At 60.7% G+C, this 20,528-nt stretch carries 20 protein-coding genes; 4 read left to right on the top strand and 16 right to left on the bottom strand.

Features of this window, described 5'->3' with window-relative positions; genetic code table 11:
* A complete protein-coding gene (gene fadA / locus V8N38_RS01045; RefSeq protein WP_025304928.1) occupies positions 1-1,164 on the top strand; it encodes an acetyl-CoA C-acyltransferase FadA in 1,164 nt (387 codons plus the stop codon).
* 172 nt (positions 1,165-1,336) lie between these two features.
* Here fadA and fre read toward each other — a convergent pair whose 3' ends face one another.
* The 3 genes from fre to pepE form a co-directional block, all read right to left on the bottom strand.
* Entirely contained in the window at positions 1,337-2,038 is a 702-nt protein-coding gene (gene fre / locus V8N38_RS01040; RefSeq protein WP_004934474.1) for an NAD(P)H-flavin reductase, read from the bottom strand.
* Positions 2,039-2,088: 50 nt separating this feature from the next.
* Positions 2,089-3,585 (bottom strand): 4-hydroxy-3-polyprenylbenzoate decarboxylase, encoded by a 1,497-nt coding sequence (gene ubiD, locus V8N38_RS01035; RefSeq protein WP_025304926.1) that lies wholly within the window; start codon positions 3,583-3,585, stop codon positions 2,089-2,091.
* 86 nt (positions 3,586-3,671) lie between these two features.
* On the bottom strand, positions 3,672-4,397 hold the full coding sequence (gene pepE / locus V8N38_RS01030; RefSeq protein WP_060424139.1) for a dipeptidase PepE: 726 nt from the start codon (positions 4,395-4,397) through the stop codon (positions 3,672-3,674).
* A gap of 246 nt (positions 4,398-4,643) precedes the next feature.
* On the opposite strand from pepE, the gene rfaH reads away from it, so the two are divergent.
* Positions 4,644-5,132 (top strand): transcription/translation regulatory transformer protein RfaH, encoded by a 489-nt coding sequence (rfaH, locus tag V8N38_RS01025; RefSeq protein ID WP_033644965.1) that lies wholly within the window; start codon positions 4,644-4,646, stop codon positions 5,130-5,132.
* A 45-nt stretch (positions 5,133-5,177) separates the two neighbouring features.
* Here rfaH and hemB read toward each other — a convergent pair whose 3' ends face one another.
* The 12 genes from hemB to udp form a co-directional block, all read right to left on the bottom strand.
* Positions 5,178-6,200 (bottom strand): porphobilinogen synthase, encoded by a 1,023-nt coding sequence (hemB, locus tag V8N38_RS01020; RefSeq protein ID WP_147840563.1) that lies wholly within the window; start codon positions 6,198-6,200, stop codon positions 5,178-5,180.
* A gap of 14 nt (positions 6,201-6,214) precedes the next feature.
* Positions 6,215-6,997 carry a 3'-5' ssDNA/RNA exonuclease TatD gene (gene tatD / locus V8N38_RS01015; RefSeq protein ID WP_070915677.1) on the bottom strand — a complete coding sequence of 261 codons (783 nt, stop codon included), beginning with the start codon at positions 6,995-6,997 and terminating at the stop codon, positions 6,215-6,217.
* Positions 6,998-7,050: 53 nt separating this feature from the next.
* Positions 7,051-7,821, bottom strand: a complete 771-nt coding sequence (gene tatC / locus V8N38_RS01010) for a Sec-independent protein translocase subunit TatC (protein WP_004934456.1) — start codon at positions 7,819-7,821, stop codon at positions 7,051-7,053.
* 3 nt (positions 7,822-7,824) lie between these two features.
* The gene (gene tatB, locus V8N38_RS01005; protein ID WP_060424141.1) at positions 7,825-8,394 is read right to left on the bottom strand and encodes a Sec-independent protein translocase protein TatB; all 570 of its coding nucleotides are present in this window, start codon (positions 8,392-8,394) and stop codon (positions 7,825-7,827) included.
* A gap of 3 nt (positions 8,395-8,397) precedes the next feature.
* Positions 8,398-8,661, bottom strand: coding sequence for a Sec-independent protein translocase subunit TatA (tatA, locus tag V8N38_RS01000; RefSeq protein ID WP_004934452.1), 264 nt, complete (start codon positions 8,659-8,661; stop codon positions 8,398-8,400).
* Positions 8,662-8,741: 80 nt separating this feature from the next.
* A complete protein-coding gene (gene ubiB / locus V8N38_RS00995; RefSeq protein ID WP_147840562.1) occupies positions 8,742-10,373 on the bottom strand; it encodes a ubiquinone biosynthesis regulatory protein kinase UbiB in 1,632 nt (543 codons plus the stop codon).
* Positions 10,370-10,978: a ubiquinone biosynthesis protein UbiJ gene (gene ubiJ / locus V8N38_RS00990; RefSeq protein WP_060424142.1), complete on the bottom strand. Its 609-nt coding sequence runs from the start codon at positions 10,976-10,978 to the stop codon at positions 10,370-10,372. The genes ubiB and ubiJ overlap by 4 nt, the downstream gene beginning before the upstream one ends.
* 13 nt (positions 10,979-10,991) lie before the next feature.
* Positions 10,992-11,747 (bottom strand): bifunctional demethylmenaquinone methyltransferase/2-methoxy-6-polyprenyl-1,4-benzoquinol methylase UbiE, encoded by a 756-nt coding sequence (ubiE, locus tag V8N38_RS00985; RefSeq protein WP_025304918.1) that lies wholly within the window; start codon positions 11,745-11,747, stop codon positions 10,992-10,994.
* A gap of 78 nt (positions 11,748-11,825) precedes the next feature.
* Positions 11,826-13,373, bottom strand: a complete 1,548-nt coding sequence (gene rmuC, locus V8N38_RS00980; RefSeq protein ID WP_147840561.1) for a DNA recombination protein RmuC — start codon at positions 13,371-13,373, stop codon at positions 11,826-11,828.
* Positions 13,374-13,513: 140 nt separating this feature from the next.
* A complete protein-coding gene (locus V8N38_RS00975) occupies positions 13,514-14,044 on the bottom strand; it encodes a DedA family protein (RefSeq protein WP_141957706.1) in 531 nt (176 codons plus the stop codon).
* Between the two features lie 79 nt (positions 14,045-14,123).
* Positions 14,124-14,906 (bottom strand): tyrosine-protein phosphatase, encoded by a 783-nt coding sequence (locus tag V8N38_RS00970; protein ID WP_038874176.1) that lies wholly within the window; start codon positions 14,904-14,906, stop codon positions 14,124-14,126.
* 130 nt (positions 14,907-15,036) lie between these two features.
* Positions 15,037-15,798: a uridine phosphorylase gene (gene udp, locus V8N38_RS00965; protein ID WP_004934432.1), complete on the bottom strand. Its 762-nt coding sequence runs from the start codon at positions 15,796-15,798 to the stop codon at positions 15,037-15,039.
* A 487-nt stretch (positions 15,799-16,285) separates the two neighbouring features.
* Between udp and V8N38_RS00960 the strand changes: the two genes are divergently transcribed.
* A complete protein-coding gene (locus tag V8N38_RS00960; protein ID WP_147840560.1) occupies positions 16,286-17,113 on the top strand; it encodes a dienelactone hydrolase family protein in 828 nt (275 codons plus the stop codon).
* 84 nt (positions 17,114-17,197) lie between these two features.
* On the opposite strand, the gene metE is transcribed toward V8N38_RS00960, so the two are convergent.
* Positions 17,198-19,486, bottom strand: a complete 2,289-nt coding sequence (gene metE / locus V8N38_RS00955; RefSeq protein WP_075335012.1) for a 5-methyltetrahydropteroyltriglutamate--homocysteine S-methyltransferase — start codon at positions 19,484-19,486, stop codon at positions 17,198-17,200.
* A gap of 90 nt (positions 19,487-19,576) precedes the next feature.
* On the opposite strand from metE, the gene metR reads away from it, so the two are divergent.
* Positions 19,577-20,521 (top strand): HTH-type transcriptional regulator MetR, encoded by a 945-nt coding sequence (gene metR, locus V8N38_RS00950; RefSeq protein ID WP_038874173.1) that lies wholly within the window; start codon positions 19,577-19,579, stop codon positions 20,519-20,521.
* Positions 20,522-20,528: the final 7 nt, after the last annotated feature.

The following is a 20,528-nucleotide window of genomic DNA, read 5'->3' as shown; positions in this document are numbered from 1 at the left end:
ATGGAAAACGTAGTTATTGTTGATGCCGTACGCACGCCGATGGGCCGCTCCAAGGGCGGCGCCTTCCGCCAGGTGCGCGCCGAAGATCTCTCCGCTCACCTGATGCGTGAAGTGCTGAGCCGCAACCCGGCGCTGGATGCCGCCGAGATCGATGACATTTACTGGGGCTGCGTGCAGCAGACGCTGGAGCAAGGCTTCAACATCGCCCGCAACGCCGCGCTGCTGGCCGAGATCCCGCACCGCGTGCCGGCGGTGACCGTCAACCGCCTGTGCGGCTCTTCGATGCAGGCGCTGCACGACGCGGCGCGCGCCATCATGGTCGGCGACGCGCACGTCAGCCTGATCGGCGGCGTGGAACACATGGGTCATGTGCCGATGAACCACGGCGTGGATTTCCATCCGGGGCTGAGCCGCAGCGTGGCCAAAGCCGCCGGGATGATGGGGCTGACCGCCGAAATGCTGGCCAAGATGCACAACATCAGCCGCCAGATGCAGGATGAGTTTGCCGCCCGCTCCCACCAGCGCGCGCATGCGGCGACGCTGGCAGGTTACTTCAAAAACGAGATCATACCGACCAACGGCCACGACGCCGATGGCGTGCTGACCCGTTACGATTTCGATGAAGTCATTCGCCCGGAAACCACCGTCGAAAGCCTGTCGGCCCTGCGTCCGGCGTTCGATCCGGTCAACGGCACCGTCACCGCCGGCAGTTCTTCCGCCCTGTCGGACGGCGCTTCCGCCATGCTGCTGATGAGCGAATCGCGCGCCAAAGCGCTCGGTTTGAAGGCCCGCGCCCGCATCCGCTCGATGGCGGTCGTCGGCTGCGATCCTTCCATCATGGGTTACGGCCCGGTGCCGGCCAGCAAGCTGGCGCTGAAACGCGCCGGTCTGAGCGTGCAGGACATCGATCTGTTCGAGCTGAACGAGGCGTTCGCCGCCCAGTCGCTGCCGTGCATCAAGGATCTGGGGCTGATGGACAGCATCGACGACAAGATCAACCTGAACGGCGGCGCCATCGCGCTCGGCCACCCGCTGGGGTGTTCAGGCTCCCGCATCTCGACCACCCTGTTGAACAACATGGAACGTCGCGACGCGCAGTTCGGCCTGGCGACCATGTGCATCGGCCTGGGCCAGGGCATCGCCACCGTCTTCGAACGCGTTTAGCTGTGTCTATCTTGGGATGACCGCGTCACCACTTCAAATCGCGGCATCCCGCCAAGTTTAGTTGCCGTTCTTCCCGCCTGTCAGGGGCGGGTTTTTTATGCCTGAAGTTTGCCGGCGCCCAAATAAAAACGGGGCGACCCTCGGCCACCCCGTTCACTGCGCATCGCCTCTGTCAGATAAACGAAAACGCGTCGCCGAACATATGCGCTTCCAGCGCGCCGCGCTCGGCGCAGAAACGCTCACGGGCGATTTTCGCCATCTCGAAACGCCCGGCGATATAGATATCATGCTCCGCCAGCGTGCCGAAATCCTGCAGCACCGCGCTGAGCACGGTGCCGCTGCGGCCGCGCCATTCGGCTTCCGGCTGCTCGACCACCGGGATCACCTTCAGATTCGGATGCTGCAACGACAGCGCTTCCAGCTCGCTCAAATCGTACAGGTGCTTCAGCTCACGCCCGCCCCAGTAGATCGAAATGTCGCGATCGGGCTGCTGCTCCAACGCGGTCAACAAGATTGAACGCGCGTAAGAGAAACCGGTGCCGCCGGCGATCAGCACCAGCGGACGGCTGCCCTCTTCCCGCAGCCAGGCGTCGCCGTGCGGCACGTCGACGGTGATCGCCTGCTCTTTCAGGATGCGATCCATCACCGCCATGGCATATAGATTCAGCTCCGAAGCGCCGATGTGCAGCTCGATATAATCTTGCTGCGTCGGGGTAGATGCCAGCGAGAACGGACGCTTGTCGCGCTCGTCCATCACCACCATCAGATATTGCCCTGCCTTGAAAGAAAACGGCTGCTCGGGCACCAGACGTACCCGATAAACCGTATCGGTAATGGCCTCTACCGAGGTCACTTTACAGCTCAATATTGTCATGCGTTCCCTCTGTCGGGTCATCAATGCAAAGCTGAGAACAGGGCCTGACGCTACAGCGTCGGTTCCCTGTCACTGAAGATTGCGAGCTCATCCCAGATTTCGTCGACGCGCGCACGTACCTTTTCATCCATCTGAATCGGACGGCCCCATTCGCGATCGGTTTCACCCGGCCATTTATTGGTGGCGTCCAGCCCCATCTTCGAACCCAGGCCGGAAACCGGCGAGGCGAAGTCCAGATAGTCGATCGGCGTATTCTCCACCAGAACGGTATCCCTTGCCGGATCCATTCGTGTGGTGATCGCCCAAATCACGTCGTTCCAGTCGCGCGCATTGACGTCGTCATCGCAGACGATAACAAATTTGGTGTACATAAACTGCCGCAGGAACGACCAGACGCCCATCATCACGCGTTTAGCGTGGCCGGCGTACTGTTTTTTCATGGTCACTACTGCCAGGCGGTACGAGCACCCTTCCGGCGGCAGATAGAAATCGACGATTTCCGGGAACTGTTTTTGCAGGATCGGCACGAACACTTCATTCAGCGCCACGCCCAGGATCGCCGGCTCATCCGGCGGGCGGCCGGTATAGGTCGAGTGGTAGATCGCGTTGCGGCGCTGGGTGATGTGGGTGACGGTGAACACCGGGAACTGGTCGATTTCATTGTAGTAACCGGTGTGGTCGCCGTAAGGGCCTTCCGGCGCCATTTCACCCGGCTCGATATAGCCTTCCAGCACGATTTCGGCGCTGGCGGGCACTTCCAGATCGTTGGAAAGGCACTTGACCACTTCGGTTTTATTGCCGCGCAGCAGCCCGGCAAAAGCGTATTCAGACAAGGTATCCGGCACCGGCGTGACCGCACCGAGGATGGTGGCGGGATCGGCGCCCAGCGCTACCGCGACCGGGAAACGCTCGCCGGGGTGCGCCTGGCACCACTCCTGATAATCCAGCGCGCCGCCGCGATGCGACAGCCAGCGCATGATCACTTTGTTCTTGCCCAGCACCTGCTGGCGATAGATGCCGAGATTTTGCCGTTCTTTATGCGGGCCGCGGGTCACCGTCAGCCCCCAGGTAATCAGCGGCGCGGCGTCTTCCGGCCAGCAGTGCATCACCGGAATACGGCCCAGATCGACATCCTCACCCTGCCATACCTGCTCCTGACAAGGCGCGGATCCCAGCACCTTGGTCGGCATGTTCAGCACCTGCTTGAACTTCGGCATTTTGTCGAACAGATCGCGGAAGCCTTTCGGCGGCTCAGGCTCTTTGAGGAACGCCAGCAGTTTGCCGACTTCGCGCAGCGCGCTGATGTCTTCCTGCCCCATGCCCATCGCCACGCGATTGGCGGTGCCGAACAGGTTGCACAGCACCGGCATGTCGTAGCCTTTCGGGTTTTCAAACAGCAATGCCGGGCCGCCCGCCCGCAGGGTGCGATCGGCAATCTCCGTCATTTCCAGGTAAGGATCGATCGGCTGGCTGATGCGTTTTAGTTCCCCTCTCTTCTCCAGCAACGAGAGGAAATCGCGTAAGTCACGGTATTTCATGCTGATCATTATAACGGCCAGTGGGGAGGGCATTATAAGCCCTCTTCACGGTTGTTGCTGCAATTTTGTTAACGCCGCCCGCTGCGGGGTGGCCCTCAGCCGCAGTTGAACGGCACCAGCGTGGCCAGCGCACGCGTATCCTGATATTCGCGCGTCTCCTCGCCGTGGCGGAACACCTTGAAGCCCTGCCCGTTAGCGCTGAAGTAACGCAGCGCATCGCCTTCAACGTGCAGCAGGCTGCCTTCACGCAGCGCCACCACCGATTCACTCGGGTTGACCGCGCAGAACTCCGCCAGGCGCTCGTCACGGGTTTCGCCCATGTGGCCGCTGATATGCGCGTCGATGTAATGCGGGTTGATCTGCACCGGGAACAGCCCCAGCGCTGGCAGCACCACGCTGCAGCGCACCGGCATATCATTGGTGGTACGAATGCTCGGCGTAGCCACGTTGCAACCGGCGCTCCAGCCGACGTAAGGCACCTCACGCTCGCGCACCGCGCGCTGGATAGGCACGATCAGGCCTTGTTCGTGCAGCATTTGGTTCAGCAACCAGGTATTGCCGCCGCTGACCAAAATACACTCCGCCTGCGCGATCGCCGCCGCCGGCGAAGCGGCGTGGTGGATACTGGTGACTTCGATGCCCAGCGTTTGCGCCAGCTCCTGCGCACGCTGGTCGTAGTCATAACGGATCAGGGCGTAAGGGATAAAGACGGCGGATTTGATGCCGCGACGCGCAATCATCGCCAGCAGTTGGCTTTTGGCGTACCCCAGCAGCTCGGCTTCGCCAGACAGCTTGCCGTTGCTCAACAGAAACAGCTCCATTTCTTTCCCCCTCGGTCAAAAACGATGAATAGCGTCACAGCCGGTAGCGCAACGCCTTGCCATACTGTGACGGTAACAAATTTTCAGCCCTCTGTTATACCAGCGCCGTATCGATAAGTGTGTGACCCCTCGCTAATAGCCGCATATTCATAGAGATAGGTGATGTTACACGCTGAAACTTGCATCACTATGTATCCGGAATAGCTTTTGATATGCTTACCGGCTGGCAGAAAGGCATGTGAAATTATGGAATCCTGGTATCTACTTTATTGCAAACGCGGTCAGCTGTTGCGAGCGCAGGAACATCTGGAACGGCAGCAGGTAAATTGCCTCAGCCCGATCATCACGCTGGAAAAGATCGTGCGCGGCAAGCGCATCGCGGTCAGCGAACCCCTGTTTCCCAACTATCTGTTTGTGGAGTTCGACCCGGAGCGCATTCACACCACCACCATCAGCGCCACCCGCGGCGTCAGCCACTTCGTGCGTTTCGGCGCGTTGCCGAGCGTGATCCCGAGCAAGGTGATCGATGAGCTACGCACGCACACCAGCGAAACCTATGTCGATCCGGAAACCCCGCAGCCGGGGGATACCGTTCTGATCGTCGACGGCGTATTCGAAGGGCTGCAGGCGATCTACACCGAGCCGGACGGCGAGGCGCGTTCCATGTTGTTGCTGAACCTGATCAACAAACAGGTCAGTCAAAGCATCGACAACCGACAGTTCCAGAAGATGTAATGCAAAAGGCGCCCTCAGGCGCCTTTTTGTTGGCTCAGTTGGCGCTTAACGACGCATCGCGTCGTCGTGCAGCCACTGGGCGACACGCTTGGCGAAGTAGGTCAACACACCGTCGGCGCCGGCGCGTTTGAAGCACATCAACGATTCCATCACCGCAGGTTGTTCTTGCAGCCAGCCGTTCTGAATCGCCGCCATATGCATCGCGTACTCGCCGGACACCTGATAAGCGAAGGTTGGCACGCCGAAGGTATCCTTCACGCGGCGTACGACGTCGAGGTACGGCATGCCCGGTTTCACCATCACCATGTCCGCGCCTTCCTGCAGATCCTGTGCAATCTCCTGCAGCGCTTCGTCGCTGTTGGCCGGATCCATCTGATAGGTCTTCTTGTTGCCGCCCTTCAGGTTGCCGCTGGAGCCCAGCGCATCGCGGAACGGGCCGTAGTAACAGGAAGCATACTTGGCGGAATAGGCCATAATCTGGGTATTCACCAGGCCCTGCAATTCCAGACGATCGCGGATCGCCCCGATGCGGCCGTCCATCATGTCACTCGGCGCCACGATTTCCGCACCCGCTTCGGCATGGGACAGCGCCTGACGCACCAGGATGTCTTTGGTCACGTCGTTAATCACATAGCCCTGCTCATCGATGACCCCGTCCTGCCCATGCGTGGTGTAGGGATCGAGCGCTACGTCGGTCAGAATGCCCAGCTCAGGCACCGCGTCTTTCAGCGCGCGCACCGTGCGCTGCACCAACCCTTCCGGGTTATAGGCTTCTTCCGCATGCAGCGATTTCAGGCCCGGCTCGATCACCGGGAACAGGGAGATCACCGGCACGCCGAATTTTGCAATGGTTTCCGCTTCTTTGACCAGCAGATCGATCGTCATGCGCGATACGCCCGGCATCGAGGCCACTTCTTCCTGACGGTTGCTGCCTTCCATGACAAACACCGGATAAATCAGGTCGTTGACCGTCAGTTGGTTTTCGGCGACCAGGCGGCGGCTGAAGTCATGACGGCGCACGCGGCGCATACGGCGACCAGGGAAGGTACCCGGAAATGCATAGCTCATAGTTTTCTCCTAGCTCAAACCAGCCGGAATAGCCGGCGGGCGTTCTCATCGGTTTTTTGCCCCAGCCATTGCGGCTCTTCCTGTCGCCAGACGGCGACCTGATGCACGATATGGGGCAGGAAACAGGGTTCGTTGCGGCGAGATGCGGGTTTAGGTTGTAAATCCCGGGGCAACAAATAAGGGGCGTCCGTTTCCAGCAACAGACGCTCGGCCGGGATCTGCGGCAACAGGGCGCGCAATTCCAGGCCGCGCCGCTCGTCGCAGACCCAACCGGTAATCCCGATCGACAGGCCCAGCGACAGGCAGCTTGTTAATTCTTCGGCGGTGCCGGTGAAGCAGTGCACCACGGCCGCGGGCAGTTTATCCAACCACGGCGTCAGTAGCTCGGCAAAACGTGCGTGTGCGTCGCGGCAGTGGAGAAACACCGGCAGCGCCAACTCCGCCGCCAGCGCCAGCTGCGCGGTGAACGCCGCTTCCTGCTGCGCGGGCGTCGAGAAGTTGCGATTGAAATCCAGGCCGCATTCGCCGATCGCCGCCACTTCAGGGCGCGCGGCCAACGCATAAATCTGCTCGGCGGTGTGTTCATCCCAACCGCTGGCGTAGTGCGGATGCACGCCGGCGGTAGACCAACCGTAGCCCGCATGTTGCTGCGCCAGTTCGGCGGCCTCGCGGCTCTCCGCCAGATCGGTGCCGGTAATCAACATCCCCGTCACGCCCGCAACGCGGGCGCGTTCCACCACCGCCTGGCGGTCTTTGGCGAATTGGCTGCTGGTGAGATTAACGCCGATATCAAACATGGTTTTTTCCAAAGCAAAAGCCGCCCAATGGGCGGCTTCGCAATCAATGTGGATCAGGGTGCTGGGGGTTCGTCACCCTCGTCTTCTTCTTCCGCCTGCGGGCGACGTTTACCGGTATAGAAGCGAGCGAAGAACACCCCCACTTCAAACAGCAGATACATCGGTATTGCCAACAGGGTTTGCGAGAACACGTCCGGCGGCGTCAACAGCATGCCGACCACAAACGCGCCGACCAACACATACGGCCGTTTCTTCTTCAGATCTTCCGGCGAGGTGACGCCGCTCCAGCACAGCAGAATGATGGCGACCGGCACTTCGAAGGCGACGCCAAACGCCATAAACAGCGCCATGACGAAATCGAGGTAGTTTTTAATGTCGGTCGCAATGGTCACCCCCATCGGCGCGGTCTTGGCAAAGAAGCCGAAGGCCAGCGGGAACACGATGAAGTAGGCGAAAGCCATGCCGAGGTAGAACAGCAGGCTGCTGGACACCAGCAGCGGCATCATCAGGCGGCGTTCATGCTTGTACAGCGCCGGTGCGATGAATGCCCACACCTGATACAGAATCATCGGCGCTGAGACGAACACCGAGACGATCATGGTCAGCTTGATCGGCGTAAAGAACGGTGACGCCACGTCGGTAGCGATCATGCTCGCCCCGGCCGGCAGCTGCTTGAGCAGCGGCGCAGAGACCAGCTGGTAGATGTCGTTGGCGAAAAATACCAGCACCACGAACACCGCCAGCACGCAAATAATCGAGTTCAACAGCCGCTTGCGCAGCTCTATCAGATGACTGATAAGGGGTTGGGTATCTTCAACAGCCATGTATTAACGATCGCCACTAGGTTGGTGAGACGCTGGGGTTTTATCCGCAACAGGTTCGACAGGTGCCGGCGCGGTTTCCACCGGCGCTTTAGCCTGCTGCGCTGGCACTGGCGCGGCCGGTGACACAGGCGCGACGGCCTCAGGCTCCGCTGCCGGTTTTGGCACGGCGGCGGGCGCGCTGGCGCTGGTTGCCGCTTCCGCCGGCGTCACGCCGTCGTGCAAGGCTTCCGGATCGGTGACCTGCGGGTTATGAATGGTGTTCGCCAGCTCTTCTTTCTCGCCCCGGTAGGTGCGTTTCAATGATTCCGCCGCGTCTTTCAGCTCATCCATTGACGCCTTCAGCTCCGGCGTCAGGTTCTGCAAACCGGCCTGTTCCGCTTTTTTCAGGCTGTCCTGCAGCTCCTGCAGCTTCAGTTCCTGAGACAGTTCGTGCTGCACCGAGGCCGCCAGCGAGCGCAGCGCGCGGATCCAGCCCGACACCGTTCTGACCGCGACCGGCAACCGTTCCGGCCCCAGAACAACCAGGCCGATCACCAGCACCAGCAGCAGCTCACTAAACCCAATGTCAAACACGGTTTATACCTGCTCTTTGTTCTTCGACTCTTCCGGTTTCACTTCCGGCTGCTTATCGGTAATAGGCTTGGCCGAGAAGTCAGCGTCATCCAGGCTGCTTTTCTCAGCCGTGTTGGGGGTCGACGGCGTGTCGTCGCCGATCGCCTTCTTGAAGCCCTTGATCGAGGCGCCGAGATCGGAGCCCAGCGTGCGCAGTTTTTTGGTACCGAACAGCAGCACCACGATCACTGCGATGATCAACAATTGCGTAATACTAATACCGCCCATTTTAATTACCTCTAATTTTAAAGGGTCTTTCAAAGCCAGCCCGCATTATAGGGCCGACTTTACCAGAGTGACGAATTAAATCAGGTGGTTCGCTTCCAGCCAATCACCCAGCATACGATGCCGGCGGCCATCATCCAGGCAGGAAACACCTCGATTTGCCCCAGCAGCAACAGCGTGCCGCTTACCAAGAGTGTAGCGCCAACGCCGAACAAATAACGTGACTGCCCCTGACGAACCCGCTGAGCCTGCATTTGGTTGGTCAGCTTATCAACGCTTTGTTGCAACAGTTTATGCTGCTGCAGGCTGTCGTAAAACAGCTCGGGCAGTTCCGGCAGCTTCTCCGCCCAGAACGGTGCTTTTTCTTTCAGCGCGCGCACCACGGCAGGGATGCCGACCTGATCGCGCAGCCAGCTCTCAAGGAACGGCTTGGCCGTGGTCCACAAATCCAGCTGCGGGTAGAGCTGGCGCCCCAGTCCTTCAACATACAGCAAGGTCTTCTGCAATAACACCAGCTGCGGCTGCACTTCCATATTGAAGCGGCGTGCGGTGTTGAACAGGTTCAGCAGCACGTTGCCGAAGGAAATCTCCGCCAGCGGTTTCTCGAAAATCGGCTCGCACACGGTGCGGATGGCGAATTCAAAGTCTTCCACATTAGTGTCGCGCGGCACCCAACCGGAGTCGACGTGCAGTTCCGCCACCTTGCGGTAATCACGGTTGAAGAAGGCGATGAAATTTTCCGCCAGGTAGCGTTTATCATCCTTGTTCAGCGAGCCGACGATGCCGCAGTCGATGCCGATATAGCAAGGATCTTCCGGATGTTCGTAGCTGACGAAAATATTACCGGGATGCATGTCCGCATGGAAGAAGCTGTCGCGGAATACCTGGGTAAAGAACACCTGAACGCCGCGTTCCGCCAACAGCTTCATGTTGGTGCCCTGCTGCTCCAGCGTGGCGATATCCGAGACTGGAATGCCGTAGATGCGCTCCATCACCAATACGCTTTCACGGCAGTAGTCAGAATAAACTTCCGGTACGTACAGCATCGGGCTGCCGTCGAAATTGCGGCGCAGCTGAATGGCGTTGGCCGCTTCGCGCAGCAGGTTCAATTCGTCCAGCAAGGTTTTCTCGTACTCACGCACCACTTCGCTCGGGCGCAGACGGCGGCCGTCCGGCAACAGCTTCGGCACCCAGCCGGCCAAACGGTACATCAGGCGCACGTCGGCCTTGATGATCGGCCCGATATCCGGCCGGATCACCTTCAGCACCACTTCCTGGCCGGTGGTTTTCAACCGCGCGGTATGCACCTGCGCGATCGAAGCAGAGGCCAACGGCTGCTGATCGAAATCGTCGAACCAGGTTTCCAGCGGGCCGCCCATCGCCAGTTCAATATGTTTACGCGCCAGCGCGCCGTCGAAAGGCGCGACCCGGTCCTGCAACAAAGTCAGCTGATCGGCAATCTGCGGCGGAAACAGATCGCGGCGGGTCGACATCATCTGGCCGAACTTGATCCAGACCGGCCCCAGTTCCTGCAGCGCCAGCCGCAGGCGTTCACCCAGCGGCTTGTCCTTGTGCCGATTCGGCATCCAGAACAGCAGCCGGCGGCCGAAGCGCAGCGGCAGCGTCAAACGCATTTTAGGGATCAGTTCGTCCAGCCCATAGCTGAGAAAAACGCGGACGATAAAATACAAACGGCGCAGTTCGCCTGGGGTCATCGCTTGCCCTCCAACTTGTCCATGCGGGCAGACAGCGCTTCCGCGCTGCGGGCGAGTGCATCAACTTCCTCGTTGAACCACACCACTTCCAGCGGCCCCGGTGCCAGACGCCACTCTTCCGTCAACGCCTCCGCCATGTCCTGCTGCCGGCGCATAAAGCCGGTTTTCAGCAGCGAGGCGCCTTTTCCCAGCGCCTGCGTAATGCCCTGGGCGGCGATATCGCCGATATAGGGCGCCAGCCACTCCGCCGGATCCCACTCCGCCAGATCGAGCAGGCCAACCAGCTGTTGCACCACCTGAATATCGCCTTCCACCGTCAATTCGCCGCTGCGCATCAGCACCGGCAACTGCTGGCGATCGCGCAGCTTCAGTAAGGCGGGAATGCGGCTGCGCACGGTGCAATCGGCGCTGTCCTCAGACTGCCCCAGCACGTCCACGCGCAGTTCGCTGAACACCAGCACCAGCGGTGAAGCCAGCTCTTCCAGTTCGATACGCAGCACCTTGCCCGCCAGGCGTTGGCGAGCGGCTTTCATGCTGCGATCGCGAAACAGCAGATTATTCAGCGAGGTTTCCAGCGCACCGGTCAGCAGAGGGGTAAACAGCATCGGCATCTCCCTCTCAGAACTTGAAGCCGCGATGCAGGGCGACAATCCCACCGGTCAGGTTGAAATAGGTGACGTTTTCAAAACCGGCGTTGCCCATCATGCCCTTCAGAGTTTCCTGATCGGGGTGCATGCGGATCGATTCCGCCAGGTAGCGGTAGCTGTCCGGATCCTTCACCACCAGCTCGCCGATCTTCGGCAATACGTGGAACGAGTAGGCATCGTAAGCTTTGCTCAGCGGCGCCAGCAGCGGCTTGGAGAATTCCAGCACCAGCAGGCGGCCGCCCGGCTTCAGTACGCGGAACATCGAGCGCAGCGCTTTGTCTTTGTCGGTGACGTTGCGCAGGCCAAAGGAGATGGTGATGCAATCGAAGTAATTGTCCGGGAAAGGCAGCGCTTCGGCGTTGGCCTGCACGTAATTGATGTTGCCGACGATGCCACGATCGCGCAGCTTCTCGCGTCCCATCTTCAGCATCGAATCGTTGATGTCCGCCAGCACCACCTGCCCCTGCTCGCCGACCATGCGGGAGAACTTGGCAGCCAGATCGCCGGTACCGCCGGCCAGATCCAGCACGCGCTGCCCACGGCGCACGCCGCTGCAGTCAATGGTGAAACGCTTCCAGATACGGTGGATGCCGAACGACATCAGGTCGTTCATCACGTCATACTTTGCCGCTACCGAATGAAAAACGTCCGCCACCATGGCCTGTTTTTCGTCTCTAGCGACGGTGCGAAAACCGAAATCGGTGGTTTCCTGCGGTTGATCTGCCATTGTCCTGCCTGCTATTCAGTCAATTTTGTGTGGATGAGTGTACCAGAAGCCTGGGGAATACCCCACCTCGCCACGGCCTCAGCCGTGCGAAACGAAGCCCGGTTCCCCGGCGGTATCGTCATCGTCTTTCGTCTGCGGCAGCGCGGCGACATCATCGTCGTTCGCCTCTTCCGCTTCATCGTGTTGCGCGCCGGCTTGCTGCGCCAGCAGCGGGTTGATCGGCCGTTTGACCTCAACCCCCAACGCGCGGAAACCTTCAATTTGGCCGATAAGGTTACCACGGCCTTCGCTCAGTTTGTTCATCGCCTGACGATAACTGCCCTGCGCTTTGTCCAGGCTCTGCCCCAGCGCGGACATATCGTCCACGAACAGCCGCATCTTGTCATACAGTTTCGCCGCGCGATCGGCGATGCGCTGGGCGTTCTGACTTTGATGCTCATAGCGCCACAGGTTGGTGATAGTGCGCAGCGCCACCAGCAACGTGGTCGGGCTGACCAGCATGATGTTGTGCTTGAGCGCTTCGCTGATCAGCTCCGGCTCGCGATCGATAGCCAGCAGGAAGGCAGGCTCGACCGGAATGAACATCAGCACATAATCCAGCGAGCGCAGCCCCGGCAGCTGCTGATAGTCCTTGCGGCCCAGCATGCGAATGTGGCCGCGCAGCGAGGCGATATGTTCGCTCAGCGCCGCTTCGCGCTCCACCTCGTCTTCACCGTTGAAATAGCGCTCGTAGGCGATCAGCGACATCTTGGCGTCGATCACCACGTCCTTGCCCTGCGGCAGGCGCACGATCACATCGGGCTGCATGCGGCTCTGGTGATCCACCCGCACGTTGACCTGCGTTTCATACTCGTGCCCTTCGCGCAGGCCGGAGGCCTCCAGCACCCGGCTCAGCACCACTTCGCCCCAGTTGCCCTGCGTTTTGTTGTCGCCTTTAAGCGCCTTGGTGAGGTTAATGGCCTCGCGCGCCATCTGTGCGTTCAACTGCTGCAGATTACGTATTTCGTGCGTCAGCGTGTGACGTTCCCGCGCCTCCTGACCAAAGCTGTCCTGCACCTGACGGCGGAAACCGTCCAGCTGTTCACGCAGCGGCAGCAGCAACCGATCCAAGCTTTGCTTATTTTGCTCTTCCACCTTGCGGCCGCTGTGTTCAAAAATGCGGTTGGCGAGGTTTTCAAACTGGGTGGTGAGGCGTTGTTCGCTGTTGATAAGCAGGCGCTGCTTCTCCTCCGCCGCCATGCGCGTCTCTTCCAGACGGATGGTGACTTCGCGCAGCTCGGCCTCCTGCGCGCTGTTAACCTCGCGCTGGGCGCGCAGCTCCTGGTTGAGCAATTCGCATTCGTTGCGCCAATGGTTGAGCTGTTGAAGCTTTTCATGCCCGGCCGCCAGCTGGCTGTGCAGGTTACGCAGCTCCAGCTCGCTCTGCCGCAGCAGCTGCTCATGGCGCTGCAGAGCCTCCTGCCGCGCCGCCGTTTCCTGCTGCGCCTGCTGCAACGCTTGCTCCAGCAACCGCAGCTCGGTTTCATGCTGCGCATTCGTCTGTTGCACCCGCAGACTGGCGATCAACCACCCCAACAGCATGCCGATCGTTACGCCGCCAATCCCATAAATCAGACTGGTATCCACCCTGCCTCCTGTTGCACCTTGCCGTTCCGGCGTTTCGCACGCCCATTGCCCGTCACGTTAAGGGGAGCCTGTATGGATGTCCAGCCTGATTTTGCCCGCCGTGCACAATATTGCGCGGCGCTGCGCAATTTAGCGAGAAATCAGCCCAGCCACTGGCTGAGCCACTTGATGCCGAATGCCCCCGGCGCCAGAATGCCGAACGCCCAGATCATCGCCGACGTGACGTTGGCTAACTGGAAATAACGCTGCGGCATGCCGCAAATGCCGCCCACCAGCGGCACCACGGCGCGCAGCGGGCCGAAAAAGCGGCCGATGAAGATGCCCAGCACGCCCCAGCGTTCAAAGAACGCGTGGCCGCGCGCCAGCAGCTGCGGATTGCGCGACAGCGGCCACATATGCGCCACCCGGTCCTGATAGTGATAGCCGACCCAGTAAGAGAGCCAGTCGCCGAAAAACGCCCCTACGGCGGCAGCGGCCCAAATCGGCCAAAAGGCGATGCCGCTTTCGCCGATCAGCGCGCCCAGCGCCAGCAGGATCACCGTGGCCGGCAGCAGCAGCGACAAAAACGCCAGTGACTCGCCGAACGCCAGGAAAAAGATGATGGGAATGGCCCAGCCTTCGTGCTGACGCACGACATCGCTGACCCAGTTGATAACGTCATTGAGGCTCAATGCGGGGCTCCTGATACGCGATAATTCGCCGCCTAGGATAGGCCGGGGCGAGTTAAACCCCGGCTAAACGCGCGGCGATTTACTCGAGGTAGAACGCCTGCAGCGCTTCGCGCTGGGCTGCGCCCAGGCCGTATTCCGCTTCCAGCCAGCGGTCGGTGGAACCGTATTGCTGACGGATGCAGCCCAACGCCGTCATCAGGAACTCCTCGCGCGCGCTGAGCACGTAGGCGAATTGCTCCAGCGCCGCCGCATTCAGCTTGATAGACAGCTGATCCAGCATCTGCTCGCGGAAAGTGGCCAGCGTGGTTTCGGTCAGCAGATAGTCTTCCAGCACCGTCGCTTCGTCGGCCCCCAGCGCGAACAGCACCAGTGCCGAACCGACCCCGGTGCGATCCTTGCCGACCGCGCAGTGCTGCACGATGGCGCCGCCGCCAGGATTGCTCAACAGCTGCGCCAGCCGCTGATAGGCCGCATTGCCGAACGGCAGGCGGCGATACAGCTCCAGCATGAACGCCCGGGCGTCGAAAGCGGCCAACGTTTCGTTGGTGAGCTTCTCCAGGTTGGCGTTGACTTCGCTGCTCAGCGGGTTAGCCGGCACGTGGTGATAGTCGGCGCCACTCCACAGAATATCCGGCTTGGCCTGCACCTCGTCGGCATCGCGGTAGTCCAGCACCGAGCGCACCGGCACGCCGGCGAGAAAGGTGCAGTCGTTTTCCGTCAGCCGCTCGAGGGAACCGGAGCGGAACAGCAGGCCGCGCTTGATGCGGCGCCCGTCGGCCACGCCGTTGCCACCGAAGTCGCGGAAATTGATGCCGCCGTCGAGCGGCGCGAGCGAAGGATGAAGCAGGATCTGGGCGGTCATAAACGTCCTCGTTGTTTTTGTTATGACAACGCGCGGCAGCCATCGGCGCAGCGCTGAGGAGTATCACCGTAACAGATTCGCCGCGAATGGAAAAACGGGCCGCGTCGGCGGCCCGCTGGGGGAAAGGCGATTACAGCAGGCGGCGGGCGGCGTCCACCACGATCTGCACCGCTTTGCTTTCGGTGTTTTTCATGGTCTCGGCGTTCGGGATCTCTTGCTGGGTGCGGTTGACGATCACCCCGGCCACCATGCCGGCACGCAGGCCCTGGCTGGCGCACATGGTCAACAGCGTGGCGGATTCCATTTCATAGTTCATCACGCCCATCGCCTGCCACTCTTCCATCGAGCCTTTGAAGCGGCTGACTACGCGGCCGGAGTAAGTGTCGTAACGCTCCTGGCCCGGATAGAAGGTATCGGAGGAGGCGGTCACGCCGATGTGCGTGGTAGCGCCGCTGGCCTTGGCCGCTTCCACCAGCGCGGTGGTGCAGGCGAAGTCAGCGACTGCCGGGAACTCCATCGGCGCAAAGTGCAGGCTGGCGCCGTCGAGGCGTACCGCCGCCGTGGTGACCAGCACGTCACCGACGTTGATGTTCGCCTGAATGGCGCCGGTGGTGCCGATGCGCAGGAAGGTGCGAATGCCCAGCTGCGCCAGCTCTTCCACCGCAATAGAGGTAGACGGGCCGCCGATACCGGTAGAGCAGACGATCACCGCCTTGCCGTCCAGCTCCGCGCGCCAGGTAGTGAATTCACGATGGGAGGCCAGATGCACCGGATTTTCCATCAGCTTGGCAATCTTCTCTACGCGCTGCGGATCGCCCGGCACGATGGCAAGCTGGGCCCCTTGTAAATCGTTCTTGGTGAGGCCGAGATGAAAAACGTCAGACTGAGACATACGAGACTCCTCATGGATCATGTTTATTGGGAGGAACAAAAAAGCACTCTACTGAAAATCGCCGCTTAATTTCGTGACGATAGTCACTATGAAAAGAGAAACAAATTACATGCTACATATTTTTTGTGATTTTTATCACAAAAAAGCACTATAACGCCCCCAGAGCGCACCGCTATACCTCAGTCTAGCCGACAAATCTTGCCGCCCTCTGCCCGTCGGTTGCCGGCTGAAACTATTTAGCTGATCAATCCCAAATAACCCCATCTTATCGGTTGCTTAGGGACAAAAAAGCCCTCTAACGCACCTTATGGCACTTACGCGGGGCAAAACGCGTAATAACATGATAAAAAGCGCTTAAAAATGCCGCAAAGCCAGATAATTAGCCGTTTTTTATCAACTTGTCCGAAAGTGCGCCACGCAGCGCCAATAATGGATAATCTTTCCTATAGTTAATCTCAGCGCTTTTTTCTATTGCACGGAGACCGCAATGAAAACCGAACATGTGATGACATTAGAACTGGCTCAGGGGGGATTCGCCCCGGCCGCCGCGCCGTTGGCCGCCTCCGCGATTATCACCGACGAACAGGGCATTCACGCCGGGCAAACGACCATTCCTTCTCAGGGCGACGCGCTGCCGGCCTACGTCGCCAAACCCGCCGACCAGAGCGGCCCTTTCCCCATCGTGCTGGTGGTGCAGGAAATCTTCGGCGTCCATGAACATATTCAGGATCTGTGCCGCCGCCTGGCCAAGCAGGGCTATCTGGCGATCGCGCCCGAGCTCTATTTCCGCCAGGGCGACGCCAACGACTACACCGATATCGGCGAGCTGTTCCAGCAGTTGGTCACCAAGGTGCCGGATCGTCAGGTGCTGTCGGATCTGGATCACGCCGCGCACTGGGCTATCCGCCACGGCGGCGACGCCGGCAAGCTGGCGATCACCGGTTTTTGCTGGGGTGGCCGCATCACCTGGCTGTACGCGGCGCATAACCCGCAGTTGAAGGCGGCGGTCGCCTGGTACGGCAAACTGGTCGGCGAGAAAACGCTGAATTCACCGAAGCAGCCGGTCGACGTCGCCACCCACCTGTCGGCGCCGGTGCTGGGGCTGTATGGCGGGCAGGACAGCGGCATCCCGCTGGAGACGGTGGAAACCATGCGTCAGGCGATCCGCGCCGCCAACGCCGAGGCCGAAATCGTGGTGTATCCCGAGGTCGGGCATGCGTTCAACGCCGATTATCGTCCCAGCTACAACGCCGAAGCGGCGCAAGACGGCTGGCAGCGCATGCTGGCATGGTTCGCCCAGCACGGCGTCAAATAATTTCCCGCGCATAAAAAAGGGCGCCGAAGCGCCCAATCATCACACCAGTAAATCTATAAGCGGCGGTTTATCCGCCGCACGGCATCACGCGTGCTCGCGCAGGCGCTGTGCCGCCAATACCATGTTGGCCAGCGACTGTCGGGTTTCCGGCCAGCCGCGGGTTTTCAGGCCGCAATCCGGGTTAACCCACAGGCGTTCCGCCGGGATGTTCTGCGCCGCTTTACGCAGCAGCGCTTCAATCCATTCCACGCTCGGCACGTTCGGCGAGTGGATATCGTAGACGCCCGGCCCGATTTCGTTCGGGTATTCGAACTCTTTGAAGGCTTCCAGCAGATCCATATCGGAACGCGAGGTCTCGATGGTGATCACGTCGGCGTCCAGCGCGGCGATGGAGTCCATGATGTCGTTGAACTCGCAGTAACACATGTGGGTGTGGATCTGGGTGTCGTCCCGCGCCACGGCGGCGTTCAATTTGAAGGCGTCCACCGCCCAGTTCAGGTACGCGGCCCAATCGGATTGACGCAGCGGCAGCCCCTCACGCAGCGCAGGTTCGTCGATCTGGATGATGCCGATACCGGCTTTTTCCAGATCTTCCACCTCGTCGCGCAGCGCCAGCGCAATCTGCTTGGCAATCACTTCGCGGGTCACGTCTTCACGCGGGAACGACCAGCACAGGATGGTCACCGGCCCGGTCAGCATGCCTTTCACCGGCTTGTCGGTCAGCGACTGGGCGAATTTGGCCCATTCGACGGTGATGGCTTCCGGGCGGCTGACGTCGCCGATGATGACCGGTGGCTTCACGCAGCGGGAGCCGTAGCTCTGCACCCAGCCGTTTTGGGTAAACACGAAGCCGTCCAGGTTCTCGCCGAAATACTCCACCATGTCGTTACGCTCGGCTTCACCGTGCACCAGCACGTCCAGCCCGAGGCGCTCCTGCTCGACGATCGCCTGTTTGATGTGCTCACCGATGCTGGTGCGGTAGTTGTTGCCGTCCAAACGGCCCTGTTTGAAGTCCAGACGCAGGCCGCGGATCTCGGTGGTCTGCGGGAACGAACCGATGGTGGTGGTCGGCCAGGCCGGCAGGTTGAAACGCTCGCGCTGCGCCCTGGCGCGCTCGGCGTAAGCGCTGTGGCGTTCGCTGTCCTGCGCGGTGATCGCGGCCAGGCGACGCTCAACCTGTGGGTTGTGCACGCGGCTCGACTGACGGCGGGCGCGGATCGGTGCGCTGTAGGCATCCAGTTCAGCCTGCCTGGCCGCGTCAGGCGCGTTCAGCGCCGAGCTCAACAGCGCCAGCTCGGCGCATTTTTGCAGCGCGAAGGCGAACCAGCTTTTCACTTCTTCGTCCAGACGGCTTTCCACGCTCAGGTCGATCGGGCTGTGCAGCAGTGAACAGGAGCTGCCGATCCACAGTGGGCGGGTGCCCACCAGCGGCTGAAGACGTTCGAACCAGCGGCTCAGATCGGCGCGCCAGACGTTGCGGCCGTTGATGACCCCCAGCGACAGCAGCCAGTCGTTCGGCAATGCGGCGCTCAGCGCGGCAATATCGTCATGGCCGGCGACCAGATCGACGTGCAGCCCCTGCACCGGCAGCGTGCGGACGGTATCGAGGTTGTGGCCGACGCTGTCGAAATACGTGGTCAGCAGCAGCTTCACCTGCCCCTGCAGCGCGTCGTAAGCCGGTTTGAACGCATCCAGCCAGGCTTGCGGCAGCTCCAGCACCAGCGCAGGCTCGTCAATTTGCACCCACTCGACGCCGCGTTTCGCCAGCTCGGCCAGCACCTGTTGGTAAACCGGCAGGATGTCTTTCAGCAGCGACAGGCGGTCGAACGGCTCGCCCTTCACCTTACCCAGCCACAGATAGGTCACCGGGCCCAACAGCACCGGCTTGATGCGATGGCCGAGCGCCAGCGCTTCGTCCACTTCGTCCAGCAGCTGAGTCCAGCCCAGCTTGAACTGCTGGCCTTGCTGGAATTCGGGCACCATGTAGTGATAGTTGGTGTTGAACCATTTGGTCATTTCCGCCGCGGCCGCCGGCTCGCCGGTCGGTGCGCGGCCACGGCCGATGCGAAACAGCGTGTCCAGATCGATCGAGCCATCCGCATTCTGATGGCGCGCCGGCACGTTGCCCAGCAGCAGGCTGGTGGTCAACACATGATCGTACCAGGCGAAATCGCCGACCGGCACCAAATCCACCCCGGCCTGCTGCTGTTGCTGCCAATGACGAGCGCGCAGCTCGCGGCCAACCGCCAACAGCTCTTCCTGCGTTGAGTTGCCGGCCCAGTAGCTTTCCTGAGCTTTTTTCAGCTCACGTCGTAGCCCAACGCGAGGAAAACCCAGTGTGTGATTCAAAATTGCCATCGTCATATTCCCCATTTAGCCGTCCAGATGTTTACACATCCATAATCAGCAGGTACTGTATTAACCACAAGCGCAATTTATTCACTGTCAATGTGAAGGACTCTCATGATCGAACTGAAACATTTACGGACGCTGCAGGCCCTGCGCAACAGCGGTTCGCTGGCGGGGGCGGCGGCCCAACTTCATCAGACGCAGTCTGCCCTGTCGCACCAGTTCAGCGATCTTGAACAACGTCTGGGCTTCAAGCTGTTCGTGCGCAAGAGCCAGCCCCTGCGCTTCACCGCCCAGGGCGAGATCCTGCTGCAGCTGGCGGAGCAGGTGCTGCCGCAGATCCAGCAGGCGCTGCAGGCCTGCCACGAGCCGCATCAGACCACGCTGCGCATCGCCATCGAATGCCACAGCTGCATTCAGTGGCTGACGCCGGCGCTGGACAACTTCCGCCGGCGTTTCCCGCAGGTGGTGATGGACTTCACTTCCGGCGTGACTTTCGATCCGCAACCGGCCTTGCAACAGGGCGAACTGGATCTGGTGATGACGTCGGATATTCTGCCGCGCAGCGGTCTGCACTATTCGCCGATGTTCGATTTCGAGGTGCGCCTGGTGCTGGCGCCGGATCATCCGCTGGCCGGCAGGCCGCACATCGAGCCGGAAGACTTGAGTGACGAAACGCTGTTGATTTACCCGGTGCAGCGCCAACGGCTGGATATCTGGCGGCATTTTCTGCAGCCGGCGGGCGTCAGCCCGGCGTTGAAGAACGTCGATAACACGCTGCTGCTGATCCAGATGGTATCGGCGCGAATGGGGATTGCGGCGCTGCCGCACTGGGTGGTGGAGAGTTTCGAACAGCAGGGTCTGGTGGTGACCAAAACCCTGGGTGACGGCCTGTGGAGCCGCCTGTACGCTGCCGTGCGCGACGGTGAACAGCGCCAGGCGGTGACCGAAGCCTTTATCCGCTCGGCCCGCCAGCACGCCTGCGATCATCTGCCGTTTGTGCGCGACGCCGCACGTCCCGGCGCGACCGGCGCCAAAGCGTTGGCGGCCGGCGTATAAACTTTCG

This window comes from Serratia nevei (genome assembly GCF_037948395.1).
In the GTDB taxonomy this organism is placed as follows: domain Bacteria; phylum Pseudomonadota; class Gammaproteobacteria; order Enterobacterales; family Enterobacteriaceae; genus Serratia; species Serratia nevei.
This window is presented reverse-complemented; position numbering and strand designations above follow the sequence as displayed.